General features: G+C 71.8%; 14 protein-coding genes. 5 read left to right on the forward strand and 9 right to left on the reverse strand.

The annotated features are described in order from the left end of the window. Positions 1-104 precede the first annotated feature (104 nt). Both ACZ3ZE_RS27730 and ACZ3ZE_RS27735 read left to right on the forward strand, forming a co-directional pair. The gene (locus tag ACZ3ZE_RS27730; RefSeq protein WP_467261150.1) at positions 105-6,194 is read left to right on the forward strand and encodes a DNRLRE domain-containing protein; all 6,090 of its coding nucleotides are present in this window, start codon (positions 105-107) and stop codon (positions 6,192-6,194) included. Positions 6,195-6,392: 198 nt separating this feature from the next. After that, the gene (locus ACZ3ZE_RS27735; RefSeq protein ID WP_361177420.1) at positions 6,393-7,115 is read left to right on the forward strand and encodes an NAD-dependent epimerase/dehydratase family protein; all 723 of its coding nucleotides are present in this window, start codon (positions 6,393-6,395) and stop codon (positions 7,113-7,115) included. A 304-nt stretch (positions 7,116-7,419) separates the two neighbouring features. On the opposite strand, the gene ACZ3ZE_RS27740 is transcribed toward ACZ3ZE_RS27735, so the two are convergent. Further along, the gene (locus ACZ3ZE_RS27740) at positions 7,420-8,034 is read right to left on the reverse strand and encodes a TIGR03086 family metal-binding protein (RefSeq protein ID WP_361177422.1); all 615 of its coding nucleotides are present in this window, start codon (positions 8,032-8,034) and stop codon (positions 7,420-7,422) included. 62 nt (positions 8,035-8,096) lie between these two features. Here ACZ3ZE_RS27740 and ACZ3ZE_RS27745 point away from each other — a divergent pair, with 62 nt between their 5' ends. Next, a complete protein-coding gene (locus ACZ3ZE_RS27745) occupies positions 8,097-9,071 on the forward strand; it encodes a helix-turn-helix transcriptional regulator (RefSeq protein ID WP_467261152.1) in 975 nt (324 codons plus the stop codon). Positions 9,072-9,179: 108 nt separating this feature from the next. On the opposite strand, the gene ACZ3ZE_RS27750 is transcribed toward ACZ3ZE_RS27745, so the two are convergent. From ACZ3ZE_RS27750 to ACZ3ZE_RS27760, 3 genes are all read right to left on the reverse strand, one after another. Continuing rightward, complete coding sequence (locus ACZ3ZE_RS27750) at positions 9,180-9,383, reverse strand: hypothetical protein (RefSeq protein ID WP_467261154.1); 204 nt, start codon at positions 9,381-9,383, stop codon at positions 9,180-9,182. Between the two features lie 88 nt (positions 9,384-9,471). Next, entirely contained in the window at positions 9,472-10,746 is a 1,275-nt protein-coding gene (locus ACZ3ZE_RS27755) for a ricin-type beta-trefoil lectin domain protein (RefSeq protein WP_363293280.1), read from the reverse strand. A gap of 217 nt (positions 10,747-10,963) precedes the next feature. After that, positions 10,964-11,578 carry a dihydrofolate reductase family protein gene (locus ACZ3ZE_RS27760; RefSeq protein ID WP_361177430.1) on the reverse strand — a complete coding sequence of 205 codons (615 nt, stop codon included), beginning with the start codon at positions 11,576-11,578 and terminating at the stop codon, positions 10,964-10,966. 356 nt (positions 11,579-11,934) lie between these two features. Between ACZ3ZE_RS27760 and ACZ3ZE_RS27765 the strand changes: the two genes are divergently transcribed. Continuing rightward, entirely contained in the window at positions 11,935-12,873 is a 939-nt protein-coding gene (locus ACZ3ZE_RS27765; RefSeq protein WP_467261156.1) for a virginiamycin B lyase family protein, read from the forward strand. A 204-nt stretch (positions 12,874-13,077) separates the two neighbouring features. Beyond that, complete coding sequence (locus ACZ3ZE_RS27770) at positions 13,078-13,890, forward strand: SAM-dependent methyltransferase (RefSeq protein WP_467261158.1); 813 nt, start codon at positions 13,078-13,080, stop codon at positions 13,888-13,890. A 59-nt stretch (positions 13,891-13,949) separates the two neighbouring features. Here the strand turns inward: ACZ3ZE_RS27770 and ACZ3ZE_RS27775 are convergent, their stop codons facing one another. The 5 genes from ACZ3ZE_RS27775 to ligK are packed head-to-tail and all read right to left on the reverse strand — an operon-like array spanning position 13,950 to position 18,893. Further along, positions 13,950-14,972, reverse strand: coding sequence for an aldo/keto reductase (locus tag ACZ3ZE_RS27775; RefSeq protein WP_467261160.1), 1,023 nt, complete (start codon positions 14,970-14,972; stop codon positions 13,950-13,952). A gap of 2 nt (positions 14,973-14,974) precedes the next feature. Then, positions 14,975-15,949 carry a Gfo/Idh/MocA family oxidoreductase gene (locus ACZ3ZE_RS27780; RefSeq protein ID WP_361630225.1) on the reverse strand — a complete coding sequence of 325 codons (975 nt, stop codon included), beginning with the start codon at positions 15,947-15,949 and terminating at the stop codon, positions 14,975-14,977. 1 nt (position 15,950) lies between these two features. Beyond that, the gene (gene ligA / locus ACZ3ZE_RS27785) at positions 15,951-17,255 is read right to left on the reverse strand and encodes a protocatechuate 4,5-dioxygenase subunit alpha (RefSeq protein WP_467261162.1); all 1,305 of its coding nucleotides are present in this window, start codon (positions 17,253-17,255) and stop codon (positions 15,951-15,953) included. Positions 17,256-17,280: 25 nt separating this feature from the next. Continuing rightward, positions 17,281-18,201, reverse strand: a complete 921-nt coding sequence (locus tag ACZ3ZE_RS27790) for an amidohydrolase family protein (protein ID WP_361630231.1) — start codon at positions 18,199-18,201, stop codon at positions 17,281-17,283. Positions 18,202-18,203: 2 nt separating this feature from the next. Then, positions 18,204-18,893: a 4-carboxy-4-hydroxy-2-oxoadipate aldolase/oxaloacetate decarboxylase gene (gene ligK, locus ACZ3ZE_RS27795; protein WP_467261164.1), complete on the reverse strand. Its 690-nt coding sequence runs from the start codon at positions 18,891-18,893 to the stop codon at positions 18,204-18,206. Between the last annotated feature and the right edge of the window lie 15 nt (positions 18,894-18,908).

Raw genomic sequence — 18,908 nt, forward strand, 5'->3', positions numbered from 1 at the left:
AAGGAGGGAGAGACATGTCCGCACGCTCATTCCGGTCCGCGCAGGGGCCGCGACTCCGCGACAGACCACCGCTGCCCGGTGCGCGGCGCCTGACGTCAGCCGTGATGGCCGGCACGCTGGCGGTCACGCTGCTGGCCGGTTCCGAGTCGGCGTTCGCCGCGCCCGTACGCCCGAATCCGCACGCCGAGGCGCCCAAGCCGGGCGCACCCGTCCACGACCTGGCCTCCGCACGGCTCGCGGCGAAGCTGTGGGGCCGCCGGGTCGAGATCCTGGGCGCACGCACGACGACGTCCACGACGTGGGCGAACCCGGACGGGACACTCACCACGGAGACGGCCGCGGGGCCGATCCGGTTCCGGCGGGGCGCGGACTGGGTCGACGTGAACGTCGCGTTCGCCCCGCGTCCGGACGGCACGATCGCGTCCCAGGCGCACCCGCGCGGCCTCAGCCTGTCCGGGGCGAAGGGAACGGCGGCACCCTCGTTCACGGCTGCCTCCCAGGCCCCCGCGCAGGAACTCCTGTCGTTGTCGGCGGGCGCCAAGAGCATGTCCTTGCAGTGGAAGGGCGGCCTGCCGGCCCCGACCGTCGACGGCGCCCGGGCCACGTACCGTAACGTCCTGCCGTCCGCCGACCTGGTGGTCGACGCGACCCGCACCGGATACGAGCAGTCCCTGGTGCTCAGGAAGCGGCCCGCGGGAACGGCCGCGTTCACGCTGCCGATCAAGGCCCCTGGAGTCGCGGCACGTCAACAACGCTACGGATCCGTCCTGTTCACCGAGAAGGCGACCGGTCGCAAGCTGTCCACCATGCCCGCTCCGGTGATGTGGGACGCCGCCGTCGACGGCCGGTCGCTGGAGCACACCCACAAGGCGCCGGTGGGACTGAAGGTGGTGCAGCTCGGTGACGACATCGAGCTGCGACTGACGCCGAACGCCGGATTCCTGGCGGACCCGGCCACGAAGTACCCGGTCACGGTCGACCCGTCGGACGGCGTCCTGTCGGACGTCTTCGACACCTTCGTCCAGCAGGGCGACACCGCCGACCAGTCCAACACCACCGACCTGAAGATCGGCTGGCCGGGCGACTACGCGGATCCCGGCCCGAACACCAAACCCCGGGTGGCGCGCTCGTTCATCACCTGGGACATGGCGCCGATCAAGGACGCCCTGGTCTCCAAGGCGACGCTGTCGCTCTTCAACTACCACTCCTGGGACTGCACCAGGCCCACGTCCTGGGAGGTGTGGGACACCGGCACCGCGAACACCGGCACCGTGTGGACCGCGCAGCCGACCTGGTACCAGAGGTACGGCACCTCGACCGAGACCAAGGGGCAGAACTGCTCCAACGGCGGGTACGTCAACGCCGACGTCACCACGCTGCTCCAGTACTGGGCGGGGCAGACCACGGTGGCCCGACAGGGGCTGGGCATCCGCGCGACCGACGAGGCCAACACCCTGGCGTGGAAGCGGTTCTACTCCGGCAACGCCGCCGCTACACAGATCCCCAAGCTGTCGGTGACCTACAACTACCGCCCGAAGACGGGCACCGACCTCCAGGCCGGGCCGCCGTTCTTCGCCAACGGCAGCGGCTACGTCGTCAACACGCTGACGCCGAACCTGCGCGACACGTTCTCCGACACCGACAACGACCAGATCAACGGCACCTTCCAGATCTTCGACGGTGCCATGGACACACAGATCGGCAACCTGCTGGTCTCCCCGTACGCGCCCAGCGGACAGCCGGTCTCGGTGACCGTGCCGGCCGGACTGCTGCAGAACGGCAGGACCTACCGGTTCCGCACCAACCCGTACGACGGCACCCACTACAACGTGGACTGGTCGGCGTGGCGGACGTTCACCGTCGACACCACGGCCCCGTCCGCGCCCGCGTCGGTGGCCTCGACGGACTACCCGTCGTCCGGCTGGGTGAAGGGCGTCGGTCAGACCGGCGCGTTCACCGTCACCCCGCCGTCCGCCGACCACGAGTGGATCGAGTGGTCCCTGGACGGCACGACCTGGACCAAGGTCGCCACCAACGGAGCCACCACCCCGGTCACGCTCCAGGTCACCCCCGACAAGGGCGGCACCAACACCCTGCAGGTCCGCAGCGTCGACAAGGCCGACAACAAGTCCGAACCGGTCCCGTACGTCTTCCACGTCGGCGCCGGCGGCATCACCTCCGTCGTCGAGGGGCAGCGCACACCGGCCCGCCTCCCGCTCGCCGCGGAGGCCGACGCCTCCAAGTACGACAAGGTCACCTTCGCGTGGCGCCGCTCCGACGCGGACCCCTGGGCGCCGATCCCGCCCGGCCACGTCACCCGCGCGGGCCAGCCGCTGTCCACATGGCCGGTCGCCCTCACCGACGGCACGAGCCCGCAGCTGGTGTGGAACGCCACCAGCACCGCCGACCCGGACGGCGCCGTCCAGATCAAGGCCGACTTCACGGGTCCCGGCGGCAACGGCAGCGCGGACGCCCTGCGCGTCGTCGTGGACCGCACCGCGGACGGCGCGGCCTCGACGGGCGTCGGCCCCGGCACCGTCAACCTGCTGACGGGCAGCTACAACCTGGGCGGCAACGACGCCTCGGCGTTCGACATGACGGTGACCCGCAGCGCGAACTCGCGTACCCCGGACGCCGGCGCGCGGCAGGACGGTCAGGCACCCATCTTCGGCAAGGAGTGGGTCTCCGGAGTCCAGGCGGCCAAGACCAACCCCGACCACACCGCCGTACGCCAGACGTCGGACACCTCGCTCGACCTGGTGAAGAACGACGGCACCACCATCGGATTCACCGCCAACACCGCCGGCACGGGATGGGTCCCCGAACCCGGCGCGGAACACCTCACCCTCACCGGCTCCTTCACCGGCGTCTTCACGCTCACCGACAACGCCGGCTCCGTCACCACGTTCGCCAAGGCCTCCCCGGCGGCGACCGTGTGGACCGTGACCACCTCGCTGTCGAACGGCCTGACCAACTCGACGACCGAGGTGATCTCCGAGACCGTCACCACATCCGACAACAAGACGCTGGCCCGCCCCAAGAGGATCATCACGGCCAGCAGCGCGGTCACCCTCGCCGCCTGCGAGGCGAACCAGGCGGCCCGCGGCTGCAGGATCCTGGAGTTCGTCTACGCCGACACCACCACCGCGACCGCCTCGACGCTCGGCGACCACACGGGCCAGGTCCGGACGATCCGGCTCTGGGCCACCGCGCCGGGAGCCGCCGCGTCGACCGCGACCGAAGTGTCCCGGTACGCCTACGACAGCGCTGGACGCCTGCGCGAGGTGTGGGATCCGCGCATCAGCCCCGCGCTGAAGACCGCCTACGCCTACGACGCCGCCGGCCGGGTCACCCAGCTCACCCCGGCGGGCCAGCTCCCGTGGACGTTCACCTACGGGCAGGCCGGCGGGTCGGCGACGGCCGGTGACGGCATGCTGCTGTCCCTGGCCCGCCCGACGCTCGCCGCCGGCAGCACCGACCAGACCGACGGCACCGCGACGACCACCCTCGTCTACGGCGTCCCGGTCACCGGCGCCTCCGCCCCGCAGAACCTCGGCGCCGCGGCGGTCGCGGGCTGGGGCCAGACCGACCTCGCCACCGACGCCACCGCGGTCTTCCCGGCCGATCAGATCCCGGCGTCCAGCAACGGCCCGCAGCTCGCCGCCGGCTCCTACGGACGCGCGACGACCACCTACCTCGACGCCTCCGGCCGGCCGGTGAACACCGTCCGACCCGGCGGAGGCATCACCACCACCGAGTACGACCGCACCGGCCACCTCGTGCGGGAGCTCACCGCCGGCAACCGGGAGCTGGCCCTCGGCAGCGCGCCGGGCGCGGCGGCCACGCTCAACGCGCTGGGCATCAGCGGACTCTCGACCGCCGAGCGCGCGCTGCAGCTGTCGACGCAGCGCAGGTACAGCCCGCAAGGCACCCGTGAACTGGAGGTCCGCGGCCCGCTCCACACGATCACCCTGGCCGGCGACCTCGTCGACGGCTCCACCACCGTGGCGGCGGCGGGTACCGCCATCGCGGCCCGGACCCGCACGGTCAACGAGTTCGACACCGGCCGCCCGACCGACGGCACCGCCGTGTCCCGCGACGAGATCACCAAGACCAGCGTCGGCGCACAGCCACGCGTGAACACGGCACTGCTCGCGGACACCCGCGTGACCGCCACCGGCTACGACTGGACCAAGGGCCTCGCCACCAGCGTCACCCAGGACCCCGGCGGCCTCAACCTCACCAAGACCACCTCCTACGACGCCCAAGGCCGAGTCACCAGGACCACCCTGCCCGCCTCCAACGGCACGGACGCGGGCGCCACCGTGACCACGTACTACAGCGGCGACGGCACCGGCCCGTGCGGCGGCAGGCCCGAATGGGCCGACCTCGTCTGCACCGTCGGACCCGCCGCAAACGTCACCGGCGGCGGCGCGAACCCGACCCAACTGGCCACCAAGACCAACGAGTACGGACTCCTCGGCCAGGTCACCAAGGTGACGGAGGCCGCCAACGGCGTCACCCGCACCACGACCACCGGCCACGACGCGGCCGCCAGGCCCACCACCGTCACCGTCACCGGCGGCCTCGGCACCACCACCCCGGCCACCACCACCGGCTACGACCCGGCGACCGGCCTGCCCACCACCAGCGGCTCGCCCACCGCGGGCACGATCACCAAGGCGTACGACCGGCTCGGCCGCCTGACCTCCTACACCGACGCCGACGGCGGCGTGACCACCACCCAGTACGACGCGCTGAACCGGCCGACCAAGGTCACCGACACCGCGCCGTCCACCACCACCTACACCTACGACACCGGGATCGACCCGCGCGGCCTGCTCACCTCGACCGACGACTCCGCGGCCGGCGTCCTCACCGCCCGCTACGACGCCGACGGCGCCCCCGTCAGCGGCGGCCTCCCCGGGGGCTACACCATGCGGCAGACCAAGGACACCGCCGGCAACCTCACCGCACGCACCTACACCCGGGACACCGACAACGTCACCGTCATGAACGACAGCGTCGCCGTCACCACGCACGGTGGATGGGCCGCCCACACCGGCACCCCCGGTCAGGCGTCCAACCAGGCGTACACCTACGACGCGATCGGCCGCCTGACGCAGGTCGCCGACAGCGCCAACGGGGTGTGCACGACCCGCACCTACACCTTCGACAAGAACACCAACCGCACGGCCCAGGGAACCACCAAGGCCGCACCCGGGGCGCCCTGCACGACCTCCGGAGCCACCACCGCCACCCACACCTACGACTCGGGCGATCGGCTCACCGACACCGGATACACCTACGACGCCCTCGGCCGCACCACCGCGCAGCCCGGCGCCACCACCGCCTACTACACCAACGACCTCGCCCAGCAGCAGACCGCCGGCAACAACCGGCAGACCTGGACCCTGGACGCCGCCCTGCGCTTCCGCGGCTGGACCACCGAGACCAACACCGCCGGCACCTGGTCCCCGACCGCGAGCAAGCTCAACCACTACGGAGCCGACGGCGACAACCCCCGCTGGATCGTGGAGAACACCACCACCGGCGGCACCAGCCGTCAGGTGACGGCCCCCACGGGCAGCCTCGCCGCCGTCACCACCGACACCGGCGCCGTCGCACTGGAACTCACCGGCCTGCACAACGACATCAACATCACCCTGCCCCTCAACTCCTCCCAGGCACCCCAGGTCCTGGACTACGACGAGTACGGGAACCCCAAGTCCGGCGGTACGGACCGCTACGGCTGGCTCGGCGGCCACCAGCGGTCCTCCGAGACCCCCACCCGCAGCATCCTCATGGGCGTCCGCGTCTACAACCCGGCCACCGGCCGCTTCCAGAGCACCGACCCGGTCCGCTACGGAAGCGCCAACGCCTACGACTACGCCGACCAGAACCCCGTCACCAACCAGGACCTCACCGGCCTGTGGCGGGTGCGGCTGTGCTGCGGCAACTGGTACAGCGTCGGCATCCGATGGGACCGCGACTTCACGTTCTCCATCATGCTGAGCACCCTCTCCACGTACTGGATCAGATTCCTCATCCCGCCTCCGTGGGGCTGGCTGGTCGCGGGCGCCGTCTACGCCGGAGCGTGGAACGCGCGCCAGGCCATCAGCAAACGCAAGTGCGCCTACAGCAGGGTCTACCTCTCCGGATACGTCTCATGGGGCAACACCCCATGCTTCTGACCCCGGACCGGCCTGACCCGGCATCCCCGGACACCTGACCCACCGAGCGGCCCGCTGAGCGATCAGCGGGCCGCCGAACCCGCGAGCTCGCGACACACTCCACCGTGAAACCGACAGCGAGGGAAGACTTCGGCGGCTCGAAGTAGCTCGAAGAACACTTGGCTCCCAAGGCCCGCGGTGCCCTGCTAGCGTGACCGCATGCGCGTCCTGGTGATCGGGGGCAGCGGCTACGTCGCCGGACTGATCCTGCCTGCCCTCACCGCCCGGCACGAGGTCACCGTCCTCGACCCGCGCCCCAGCACCGGCGCCCACACCCACCTCACCGGATCCGCCACCGATCCGGCCGCGCTCACCGCTGCCATGGACGGTACCGACGTCATCCTGCACACCGCCCTCACCAACCCCACCGGCGACCAACTGGCTGACGCGGCGAACGCCTTCGACACCAACGTCACCTCCGTCCACCTCGCCCTGGCCGCCGCCCACCAGGCCGGCGTCCCCCACGCCGTGCACCTGTCCAGCCTCTCCGTCTACCGCGACTTCGCCGCACGCCACCTCGACGAGTCCGTCCCGCCGGACGCCACCGACCTGTACGGGCTGACCAAACGCCTGGCCGAACAGGTCTGCCACGCCGCCACCCGCCAGTGGGACATGTCGGTGACCGTGCTGCGCCTCGCCTGGCCGACCACCAACCAGGCCTGGCCCGCCTGGGCACTGCCCGGCCAACCGCCCAGGACCCATACCGCGGACGGTGTGCGGGTCCAGGCCCTGGCGGCCGACGACCTGGCAAGCGCGGTGCTGGCCGCCCTCGAACACCGCAACGGGTTCGACGCCTTCCACATCACCGGAACCGATCAAGCCGGGCTGTGGAACCAGACCAAGGCCCGCCACCTGCTGAACTGGCACCCACGACGCCACTGACCACGCACCCAGCGACAAGACCCCGGCCGACGCGCGCTCGTGAGCCGGCTGGCCGCCGCCCCGCGGGCGGACGGCGTTCCTTGCGCCGATGACGGCGGCGCCCGTCCCCGCGCAGTCGGGCGAGCCGTCCGCGCCTGTTGATGACGCCCGGCCTGTCCGTGCCCGCGCCCGCCGTGCCCTGACCGCCGCTGCCGGAGCCACACCGTCCGCGTCGCCGCCGGCCACCGGGCCGTGGCGTCGTCCTGCCCGAACGTACCGGGAGGGCGACCCCGGCCAGGGCCGCCCTCCCCGCTTCGGATGCTGGTTACGGCTTGCGTCCGCACCACGCCACGAGGCGGTCGATGGCCGGCGCGTCCGCGTCGACGTCCACCGCGGCCTCGAACGGCGCGCCGTCACGCGGTCCGGCGGGCAGGCCGCGCGTCATGGCGGCGTACGAGATCGCCACGAGCTCGGGGTCCCAGTCCGGGAGTTGGCCGGTCGCGGTGGCCACGTCCCAGGTGTGCACGGTGAACTCCGACGTCCAGACGGCTGCCGCGGCGGCACCCGGAAGGCTGCCGAACGGCAGGGTCAGCGTCCGGCCCAGGATCGCGGGATCCGCCCACGCCGCCTCGACCTCCCGCACCGCGGCGTCCCACGCCTCCTGCCAGGCGGCGTCCGCGAGGTCGTCGGCGACCGTGGGGAGACTCGCCACGTCGCCGCCGCGCCCGGCGAGGGCGATCCGGCGCAGGACGGCGACGAGATGCCCGGCCAGTCGCCGGACGGTGAACTCGGTGCAGGGCGTGGGCTCGTCGAGCTGCTCGGGACGGACCGCGGCGACGGTACGACCGGCCAGTGCGACGGCCTTCAGCAGGGCCTGGCGAGGGTCGTCGCCGACGTGAGGGGCGACAGTGGACGGTGCGGTGTTCTCGGTGTGCGTCATGCCCCCATCCTGGAAGCCGAACAGGTCATCTCCTGACCTATTTCCCGAAGAGAATCGCCGGCATGAGAGCCGATCGTCTGGTGGCAACCCTGTTGTTCCTCCAAACACGCACCCGTGTGACCGTCGCCGAAGTCGCCGCCGAACTCGAAGTGTCGCCGCGGACCGCACGCCGCGACCTGGAGGCCCTGTCCACCGCGGGCATCCCCGTCTACTCGCAGCGCGGCCGCGGCGGCGGCTGGTCGCTGGTCGGCGGCGCACGTACGGACCTCACCGGGCTGACCGCCGAGGAGATCCGGGCCCTGTTCCTGCTCGCCGGCCCTTCGTCGACCACACCCGAACTCCGCACGGTTCTGCGCAAGTTGGTGCGTGCCCTGCCCGCACCCCTGCGTTCGGGCGCCGAGGCCGCGTCGCGGGCCGGCCATACCGACGGCACGCACTGGTCGCGCGCCGACGTCACCGCCACCGCGCCGCACCTCGACGCGCTCCGGCGGGCCGTCGTGGACGGCATCCAGGTGCGGCTCGGGTACGCCGGACCCGGCAAGCCCGTCGGCGTGCGGACCGTCCATCCGCTCGGGCTCGTGGCCAAGGCGGGTCACGACTACCTCGTCGCCGAGACGGAGCGCGGCTTGCGGACCTTCCGGCTCAGCCGGGTCGCCTCGGTCGAGGCAACCGGCGAACCCGTCGTACGGCCGCACGGCTTCGACCTACCCACGGTCTGGCGTTCGTTCGCCGCGCGCTTGGAGGAGCGGCTGTACGCGGCGACGGTCCGTGCCCGGGCCGAGCCAGGCGCCATGGCCATCCTGGAGAGGCTGTTCGACGGGCGCCTGCACGTCGGCCCGAAGCTCCCCGACGGGTGGACGGAGATACGGGTCGACGGGCCGACGCCGGAGGTCATCGCGACACAGCTGGCCGGGCTGGGGGCACGCGTCGAGGTGCTGGACCCGCCGGAGGCGAGGGAGCGGCTCGCGCGCCTGGCGGTCGAGCTGGCCGGTGTGTACGGACCGCCGGGTTCTTCTTCCTCGCGCGCGGAGAAGTAACGTGCTCGCTGGTGAGGTCGCCCACGGCGAGTGAGCATGGGGCTGGTGGGACAGTGGCGGGTGGAGATACGTCACCAGCGTCACGGTGTCGCCGTCGCCCCACCGCGATCAGCTGGCGGCGAACCGCGCCGCCTCGGCTTCGGACGGCAGGACCACCGACACCTGCGCCCCGGAGCCGGTCTCCGGAGTGGAGTACTGGGCGCTCCACACGTCCTGCCCGGGCACTTCCAGGGTGTCCGCGCACAGGGGCTCGTAGTAGCCCTCGGACGGGAAGGAGGACCAGTACCAGGCGGAGAACTCGTCCGGTGGCATCTCGGCCGGGTCCAGGAACCCCGGCGCGGTGGCCGCCGAGGCGGGCCGGGGCCCACCGAGTACGGAGGCGAGCAGCGCGGCCCTCCGGTCAGCCGACCGTCCACTTCTGGTTCGTGCCGCCGCTGCACGTCCACAACTGGAGCCGGGTGCCGTTCGCCGAGCTGTTGCCGGTCGCGTCCAGGCACTTGTTCGCCTGGATGTTCACGATGTCCCGTGCTCCGCTGACGGCCCAGCGCTGAGCCCCCGTGCCGTTGCAGTCCCACAGCTGCACGAGGGTCCCGTCCGCCGTACCCCCGGAGGTCGCGTCGAGGCACTTGCCGAGCGCGCGGATCGTGCCGTCCGAGCCGACCGTCCACTGCTGGGCGGCGGTGCCGTTGCAGTCGTAGAGCTGGATGGGGGTGCCGTTGGCCGTGTTCGCCGCCGCGACGTCCACGCACTTGCCACCGATGCCCGTGATCCGGGCACCCGTGCCGGGGGCGTCCCCGGTGGTGACACGGACGTGGTCGACGACGAGTTGCTGCGGGAAGGCGGTCGAGCCGTCCGGGTCGCCGGGCCAGTAGCCGCCGACGGCCAGGTTGAGGATCAGGAAGAACGGCTTGTTGAAGGCCCAGGTGCGGCCGCCCAGGTCGGCGGGCGTACGGGTCTGGTACACGGTCCCGTCCACGGACCAGGTGATCCGGTCGGGCGCCCAGTCGACGGCGAAGGTGTGGAACGCGTCGGCGAAGGCCTGCCCGCCGGGCAGCGTGTAGCCGGCGCCGATGCCGCCGGAACCCGAGTAGCCCGGACCGTGCAGGGTGCCGTGGACGGTGGAGGGCTCGAAGCCGACGTTCTCCATGACGTCGATCTCGCCCGAATTGGGCCAGCCGACCTGGCCTATGTCGTTCCCGAGCATCCAGAACGCGGGCCACATGCCCTGGCCGCGGGGCACCTTCATCCGCGCCTCGACCCGCCCGTACTGGGCGGTGAACTTGCCGGAGGTGTTGAGGCGGGCCGAGGTGTACTCGCAACGCCCGTACCAGCATGAGTAGTTGCCGGGGTTCTCGCGCCGCGCGGTGATGACCAGGTGGCCCTGCCCGTCGAGGGCGGCGTTGGCGGCACCCGCGGTGTAGTACTGCCGCTCGTGGTTGCTGACGTTGTCGCCCGTCTCGATCTGCCAGCGGCCGGCGTTGACGGCGGAGCCGGCGGGGCCGTCGAAGTCCTCGTCGAAGGTGACGGCGGCGGCCTGCGCGGCGGGGGCGACGTGGGTGTCGGCCTCGACGGCGGGTGCGGGAGCGGTGGCGGCGACGCCGAGCAGCAGCGCGGCGCAGGCCAGGCCCGAAAGGGCCTTGCCGAGACGGCGGCGGGGTGGGCGGGAGGAGTGCATGCTCTCTCTTCCGTCAGTGGTGTGGGGGGAGGGCCGGGCGTTCCCGAGGCCTGGTGCGAGCTCGCTCCGAGCGGATCGAGCGGGGGATCCAGGTAAGCATGCTCATGACATGTCACAGCTCCGGGGAAGGCGCGACTCCTTTGTTTCCCCCATGATTTAAGAAGTAAGTTAATGGGCCGTCAAGAGGGTTGGAGCGAGTCTGCGCCCCGTCGCACCGTCAGGGAACGTCGTACGTCAGGTGCGTCGCCGTCGAGGTCACCGTGACGCTCCGCTGCGTCAGCGTCCGGGGCGCGCCACCCGTGAACAGCGGCGTGCCGGCGCCGAGCACGACCGGGGCCAGGTGCAGCACCAGTACGTCGACGAGCCCCGCCTCCAGGGCGGAACCGACCGTGGCCCCTCCTCCCATCAGGACGACATCGAGCTCGCGGCCCGAGGCCGCCGACGCGGCCTCGGCGCGCTCGCGCGCGACGGCGACGGCATCGGTCAGACCGGTGGTGACGAAGGTCCAGTCCAGGTCGCCGAGCCGGACCGTCGCGGGCGGCGTGCTCGTCACCACCACGAAGGCCGGTTTGGCGACCTCGCGAGCCCCGTAACCGATCGTGTCGTCCCAGCCGTGCGGCCCGTCGACCACGTCGAAGAGTCGACGCCCGAGAACGACGGCGCCGGAGCGGGCGGTCCCTTCCGCGAGGACGCGCCGGTCGTCGGGGTCGTCGGAGAAGGCCCAGGTGTGCAGGGCGTCGCCACCCGTGCCCAGACCGGTGTCCGGCCCCGGGCCGGGACCCGTGACGAAGCCGTCGAGGGAGACCGAGATGTCGGCGACGACACGCGTCATGCGGCCACCGCCCCGACCCGGGGCCCGCGGCCTCCGCCCCTCCCCTCGCCGTCCGCCGTCCGTGAGGGCGGGGGAGGCGAGGGAACCGGACGGCGGCCGTGCAGCAGTGGAGAGCAGCTCATGCCCGTCACAACGACACGGGGGGTCGCAGGGACACCGCTGCCCCAGTCCCCCCGCGGAAGGCCCAGGGGTGCGCGTACGGCCTCCGCGTGCAGGCCGGCGAGGCTCGGGGAGTCCGCGCATTGGAGTGGCGCGGAGGCGGGGGAGCGGCGTGGTCCCGCCGGCGGCCGGTGCCGGTCCCTATGGTCGGCGGAGGCACGGCACAGGGCCGGCCGCCGGGATGCGGTGGGTGAGCGATGAGACGTACGACGGTCGGTTCCGACGCGGTGACCGCGCGGCCCGCCGAACGCCCCGCGGCACGCCGATGGGGCCGCCGGCTGGCCGCGGCGGCCGGCCTCCTGGCCCTGTGCGCGCTCCCCGTCGGGGCGGCGGGCGCGACCGGGACCGGGCCGGGACGGCCCCATGAGCCGACGAGCCTGTACGTGTCCGACTACGGCAACAACCGGGTGGTCGTCCTGCCCACGGGCGGCGGCGCCCAGACCACCGTGCCCTTCGAGGGCCTCGTACGCCCGACCGGCATGGCGTGGGACGCCGACGGACGCCTCTACGTGTCGGACACGGGGAACAACCGCGTGGTCGTCCTGGCGGCTGCCGGCGGCGGCCAGTCCACCGTCCCGACCGAGGGGCTCTCGCGGCCCCTCGGACTCGCCGTCGCCCGTGACGGGGACCTGTTCGTCGCCGACAGCTTCAACGACAGGATCGTGAGGATCGCGGCCTCCGGTGGCGGGCAGACGACCGTCCCGACCTCCGGCCTGCTGCACCCCTGGGGGCTCGCTCTCGATGCCGCGGGGAACCTCTACATCGCCGACTTCGTGAACGACCGGGTGGTCAGAGTGGCCGCCGACGGCAGCGGCCAGTCCACCGTGCCCACCGTGGGCCTCTCCCAGCCCACGGGGCTCGCCCTGAACTCCGCCGGGGACCTGTTCGTCGCCGACAGCGGCAACAACCGTGTGGTGAAGGTGGCGGCCGACGGCGGGCGCCAGACGACGGTGCCCACCGACGACCTCGCCGATCCGCTGGGCCTCGCACTCGACGGCTGCGGAGGCCTGTACATCGCTGACGGCTTCCACAACCGGGTGGTGCGCGTCCGGGAGACCGGCGGCGGTCAGACCACCGTCCCCTCGACCGGCCTCAACACCCCGACGGGCCTCGCGTTCCCACCGGTACGGCGATGAGTGCCGGCGTCACTCCTTCGGGGCGGCATGTCACGCGCGGAGCCGTATCCCGGGACGGAAGGATGGCTGCGGCTTCGACGCCGCATCGCCGTCGCGTGGACGGGTGAGGTCTGCCTCGCCACCGGTCTCCTGCGCAGTCGGCGGGCTCCGCGGACTGCGAGGCCGCTGACCGACTGGTCCTGTCGAGACTGTCTGTGAGGCTTCATGTCCGGTACTCCGTCGTACGTCGACCCGACCAAACCCAGTATCGCCAGGGTGTATGACGCCTTCCTGAAGGGCACCGACAACTACGAGGTGGACCGCGAGGTGGTCCGGAGCGTGATGAGGGCGGCTCCGGAGGCGGCGGACCTGGCGGTGGAGAACCGTGCCTTCCTGATCCGCGCGTGCCGGTTCCTGGCCGGCCAGGCAGGCGTCACCCAGTACCTGGACTGCGGCTCGGGCCTGCCGACCGCGGAGAACACCCACCAGGTGGTGCAGCAGGTCGACTCGGACTCACGGGTCGTCTACGTGGACAACGACCCCTTGGTGCTCGCGCACAGCCGCGCGCTGCTGGAAGGGAGCGAGAACGCCGTCATCGTCTCCGAGGACATCTTCGAGCCGGAGCGGCTGCTTTCGAACGAGCTCGTGCGCTCTCACCTGGACTGGGACAAGCCGATCGCGTTGCTGCACATGGGCACCCTGCACCACTACAAGCACGAGGAAACCCGCACGCGCAAGGACATCATGCGCGACTACATCGACGCCCTTCCGCCCGGCTCCTACGTGGCACTCAGTCACTTCCTGGACCCGGAGGACGAGTACAGCGAGACCGCCCGCATGATGGAAAGCATGTTCCTCCACAGCATGATGGGCAGTGGCACCTTCTCGACCAGGGACGAGCTGAAGGACCTGTTCAACGGCCTGGAGTTGGTCCCCCCGGGGCTGGTGCGATGCGCCGACTGGCGACGGGACGATCCGCGGACCGAGCAGAACGCGGCCCAGCAGTGCATCGCCGGTGGCGTCGCGCGCAAGCCGTGATCCGCGAGGCCCGGGGTCCCGGTACCGACCGCCGGTCGGTCCGATTCCCGGGCCCCGCCTCAGCCTGCCCGCCCGCAGCGCTCGGTGTCGATCTCGGCGAGGGTGACCTCGTTGTAGCGGGCGCCGTGCACGGTCGCGGCGTTCAGCGCCCGTCCCGCCGCGTCGAGCACCTCGCCGGGTACCTCGGCGTCGAGCGTCGACAGGTTCTCCCGCAGGTGGGCCACCGACCGGGTCCCGGGGATCGCGATGACGTGGGGACCCCGGGAGACGACCCAGGCCAGGGCCAGCCGCGGAAGGCTGATGCCGGCCTTCTCCGCCAGCCGTGCCAGCTCGGACCGCCGGGCCAGGTTGGCAGGGTAGTGGCGGGCGTCGAAGCGGGGTATGCCCCGACGGATGTCGGAGGCCGGCAGGGTCTCCGGGTCCGGCGGTGCGTCGGTGAGGACGCCGCGGGCCAGCGGACTGAAGGCCACCAGGGCGACCCCCAGCCCGCGGGCCGCCGCCAGCGCGCCCTCCTCCGGGTTGCGCGACCAGAGGCTGTACTCGTTCTGCAGCGCGGCGATCGGGTGCACGGCGTGGGCCCGGCGCAGGGTCACGGCGGACACCTCCGACAGGCCCAGGGCGCGCACCTTCCCGGCGGCGACCAGCTCGGCCATCGCGCCGACGCTCTCCTCGACCGGCACCTTCCGGTCGAGCCGGTGCAGGTAGTAGAGGTCGATGACGTCCGTACGCAGCCGGGTCAGCGCCTCGTCGGCGGTGCGCCGGATCGTCTCCGGACGCCCGTCGATGACCCGGCGGCCGTCGACCCCGGTCATCCCGCACTTACTGGCCAGCACGATCCGGTCCCGGTGCCCCGCCAGCACCCGCCCGACCAGCGCCTCATTGGCACCGAAGCCGTACAGCGCGGCAGTGTCGAAGAGCGTGACACCCTCCTCCACAGCCGTCAGCAGCAGCCGCTCGGCGGCCTCCGGCGTCGGGGGGACGCCGTACGCGTGGCTCAGGTTCATGCAGCCCAGACCGACGGCCGGGACCTCGAACGGCCCGATCCGGCGCGGGGCGTACCCCGCGCCGGAACGTGTCGGCACGCTCACGCGCCCGCGACAGCGTTCAGCTGCTCCTCCAGGGCGGCCAGCGTCCGGTAGCAGGCCAGCACCTGGGCGACGGAGGAGTTCGGCTCGCGGCCCTCGCGGATCGCGGCGACGAACTCGCGGTCCTGGAGCTCGATGCCGTCCATCGACACATCGACCCCGCTCACGTCGATCGGCTCCTCCTTGCCGGTGAACAGGTCGTCGTACCGGGCGATGTACGTGCCGGTGTCGCCGATGTAGCGGAAGAACGTGCCCAGCGGCCCGTCGTTGTTGAACGACAGCGACAGGGTGCAGATGGCGCCGTTCGCCGCGCGCAGCTGGATCGACATGTCCATTGCGATGCCCAGCCCGGGGTGGATCGGACCCTGCACGGCGTTGGCCTGCACGACCGGCGAACCCGTCTGGTACGCGAACAGATCGACCGTGTGCGCGGCGTGGTGCCACAGGAGGTGGTCGGTCCAGGAGCGCGGCTGTCCGAGCGCGTTGAGGTTCTCGCGGCGGAAGAAGTACGTCTGCACGTCCATCTGCTGGATGTTGAACTCGCCGGCCTCGATCCGCTGCCGCACCCACTGATGGCTCGGGTTGAAGCGGCGGGTGTGGCCCACCATCGCGACGAGCCCGGTGCGCTCCTGCGCCGCCACACACGCCTCGGCGTCCTCCAGCGAGTCGGCGAGCGGGATCTCGACCTGGACGTGCTTGCCCGCCTCCAGGCAGGCCAGGGTCTGCGCGGCGTGCATCTGGGTGGGGGTGGCGAGGATGACGGCGTCGATGTCGTCCATCGCCAGCACCTCGTCCAGGGAGGCGACAGCGCGGCCCACGCCCTGCTCCGCGGCGAACTTCTGGGCACGTTCGAGGGAGCTGCTTACGACGGCAGCCACCTCGACGCCCTCGATCCGCTTGAGCGCGGCAGCGTGCTTGGCGCCGAAGGCTCCACCGCCGGCCAGGGCGATCCGCAGGGTCCGGTCGTCAGTCATGTCACTCCTTCTCGGCGGGCTCTTCAGCCCTCGGGCGGTTTTCCAGGATCAGGTGTCCGACGGCGGTGTTGGACGCCGGCACATGGTAGAAGCGGTGCTTGACCTCGACCTCGCCGGAGCCGTCGACGTCGCTCATCGCGCCGCGGGCGATCAGCCACATGACCAGCTCGATGCCTTCCGAGCCCGCCTCCTCGACGTACTCCAGGTGCGGGACCTCGGCCAGGCCGGCCGGGTCCGCGACCAGCCGGTCCAGGAAGGCGTTGTCCCACTCGCGGTTGATCAGGCCGGCGCGCGGGCCCTGCAGCTGGTGGCTCATGCCGCCGGTGCCCCACACCTGTACGTTGAGCGGCCGGTCGTAGGACTCGACGGCCTTGCGCAGAGCCTGGCCGAGCTTGAAGCACCGGGCACCCGAGGGGACCGGGTACTGCACCACGTTGACGTGGAACGGGATGACCTTGCACGGCCACTTCTCGACGTCGCCGAACATCAGCGACAGCGGGACGGTCAGACCGTGGTCGATGGGCATCTCGTTGGCGAGGGTCAGGTCGAAGTCGTCCCGTATCAGCGAGTGCGCGATGTGCGCGGCCAGATCCGGGTCGCCCTCGATACCGGGCACGGGCCGGGGCCCGTACCCCTCGTCGGCGATGGGGTAGGAGGCGCCGGTGCCGAGCACGAAGGTCGGGATCAGCGACTGGTCGAAGGCGCTGGCGTGGTCGTTGTAGACCAGGCAGACCACGTCGGGGACGTTCTCCCGCTGCCACGCCTTGGAGGGCTCGTACCCCTCGAACACCGGCTGCCAGTACGGCTCTTCGGTCTTGCCGTGGTCCAGCGCCGCGCCGATCGCCGGCACGTGCGAGGTGAACACGGCACCGGTGATGGAGGCGTGCTCGGCGGGCGCCGCCGGGGCGTGGGCCGCTTCGAGGACGGCGTGGTCGATCCGGTTCCCCTCGACCGGGCGGCCGCCGCCGACCATCATGTCGCGGTACTCCTGCTCGGTCATGCCGGTCATCGAGCCCGCCATCTGCTGGAACGAGAACCCCAGCGTGGCACCCCACTTGGCGAGGAAGTAGATGTTGCCGCCCTCGCGCATCGCCGCGTTGAGGTCGCGGTCGAGCAGCGCCTGCTTCTGCTCCTCCCGCAGCGGCCACGCGTCCAGGTAGGCGCGCTCGTCGGCGAGGTAGCTCGCCCGGTTCTCCGCCGTCATCAGCGACATGCAGAACTGGTTGAGGTGATAGCCCTTCGCCGACTGCTCGGAGTCGAAGATGGTCGTCCCCGGCACCAGCTTGTAGGTCTTGTCCAGCGACATGCCGGGACTCCAATCAAGGGGGGGATCAGTTGACGTCGGGCCAGTACAGGCGGTTCGGGTTGTCGACGAGCAGCTTGCGCTGGAGCTCCGGCGTCGGCGCGATGTGCGGGACGAAGTCGACGAGCAGCCCGTCGTCGGGCATGTGGTCGGTCAGGTTGGGGTGCGGCCAGTCGGTACCCCACAGCACCCGGTCGGGAAACTCCTCGACCACACGCCGGGCGAAGGGGACGACGTCGCGGTACGCCCGCCGCTCCCCGTCCGTGGCCGGCGGGCCGCTCACCGAGAGGCGTTCCGGACACGTCACCTTGCACCAGATGTCCGGCCGGGCCCGCAGGAAGTTCAGGAACGCCTCGAAGTCGGGCCCGTGCGGGTCCTTCGCCGTGTCCGGCCGACCCATGTGATCGACGACCAGCGGCACCGGGATCGACAGGAAGAAGTCCCGCAGATCGGCGAGGTCCGCCGCCTCGAAGTAGACGACGACGTGCCAGCCGTACGGCGCGATCTTCTCGACCACGTCCCGCAGGTCCTGCTGCGGCGCCGCGTCCACCAGCCGCTTGACGAAGTTGAACCGCACCCCGCGGACGCCCGCCAGGTGCAGCTCCCGCACCTCGGCGTCCGTCACGTCGCGCCGCAGCGTCGCCACGCCCCTGGCCCGCCCGCCGGAGGCCCGCAGGGCGTCGACCATGGCCGTGTTGTCGGCGCCGTGACAGGTCGCCTGCACCACGACGTTACGGGCGAATCCGAGGTGGTCGCGGAGCGCGAAGAGCTGCTCCTTGGACGCGTCGCACGGCGTGTACTTGCGCTCCGGCGCGTACGGGAACTCCGCGCCCGGACCGAAGACGTGACAGTGCGCGTCGACGGCGCCGTCGGGGAGCCGGAACTGCGGCCGGCTCGGACCCGCGTACCAGTCCAGCCAGCCGGGGGTCTTCTCGAAGCTCGTCGTCATCGTCAGTCCTCGTACCGCAGCCCGAGCTCGGCCAGCGGGCCGCGCATCCCGTACATGTCCAGGCCGAGCCTGCCCGCACGGAACTGCGCGCGCTTGCCCTCCTCGGCGGCCTCGCGGGCGGCCGAGGCGGCCGCCACGTCGGCGGCCCGCTCGCGCGGCACCACGACGACGCCGTCGACGTCCGCGACGACCACGTCACCGGGCCGGACGAGGGCGTTGCCGCAGACCACGGGCACGTTGACGGAACCGAGCGTGGCCTTGACCGTCCCCTTGGCGTTGACCGCGCGGGAGAAGACGGGGAAGTCCATCCGCTCGAGGTCGGCGACGTCGCGGACACCGCCGTCGATGACCAGGCCCTGGCAGCCCCGGGCGCGGAACGAGGTGGCGAGCAGCTCGCCGAAGAAGCCGTCCTCGCTCTCGGTCGTGCAGGCCGCGACGACGACGTCCCCGTCCTGGATCTGCTCGGCGGCGACGTGCAGCATCCAGTTGTCGCCGGGCTGGAGCAGCACGGTCACGGCCGGGCCGCACAGCCGGGCCCTGGAGTAGACCGGGCGCAGGTACGGGCGCATCAGCCCGACCCGGCCCATGGCCTCGTGGATCGTCGCGACGCCGAACTTGGACAGCTCCGCGACGGCCTCCGGGTCGGTGCGGTCGACCTTGGTGTGGACGACGCCGATCTCGGTGTGTTCCATGCGTACTTCTCCTGG

Source organism: Streptomyces sp. NPDC023157 (assembly GCF_055560575.1).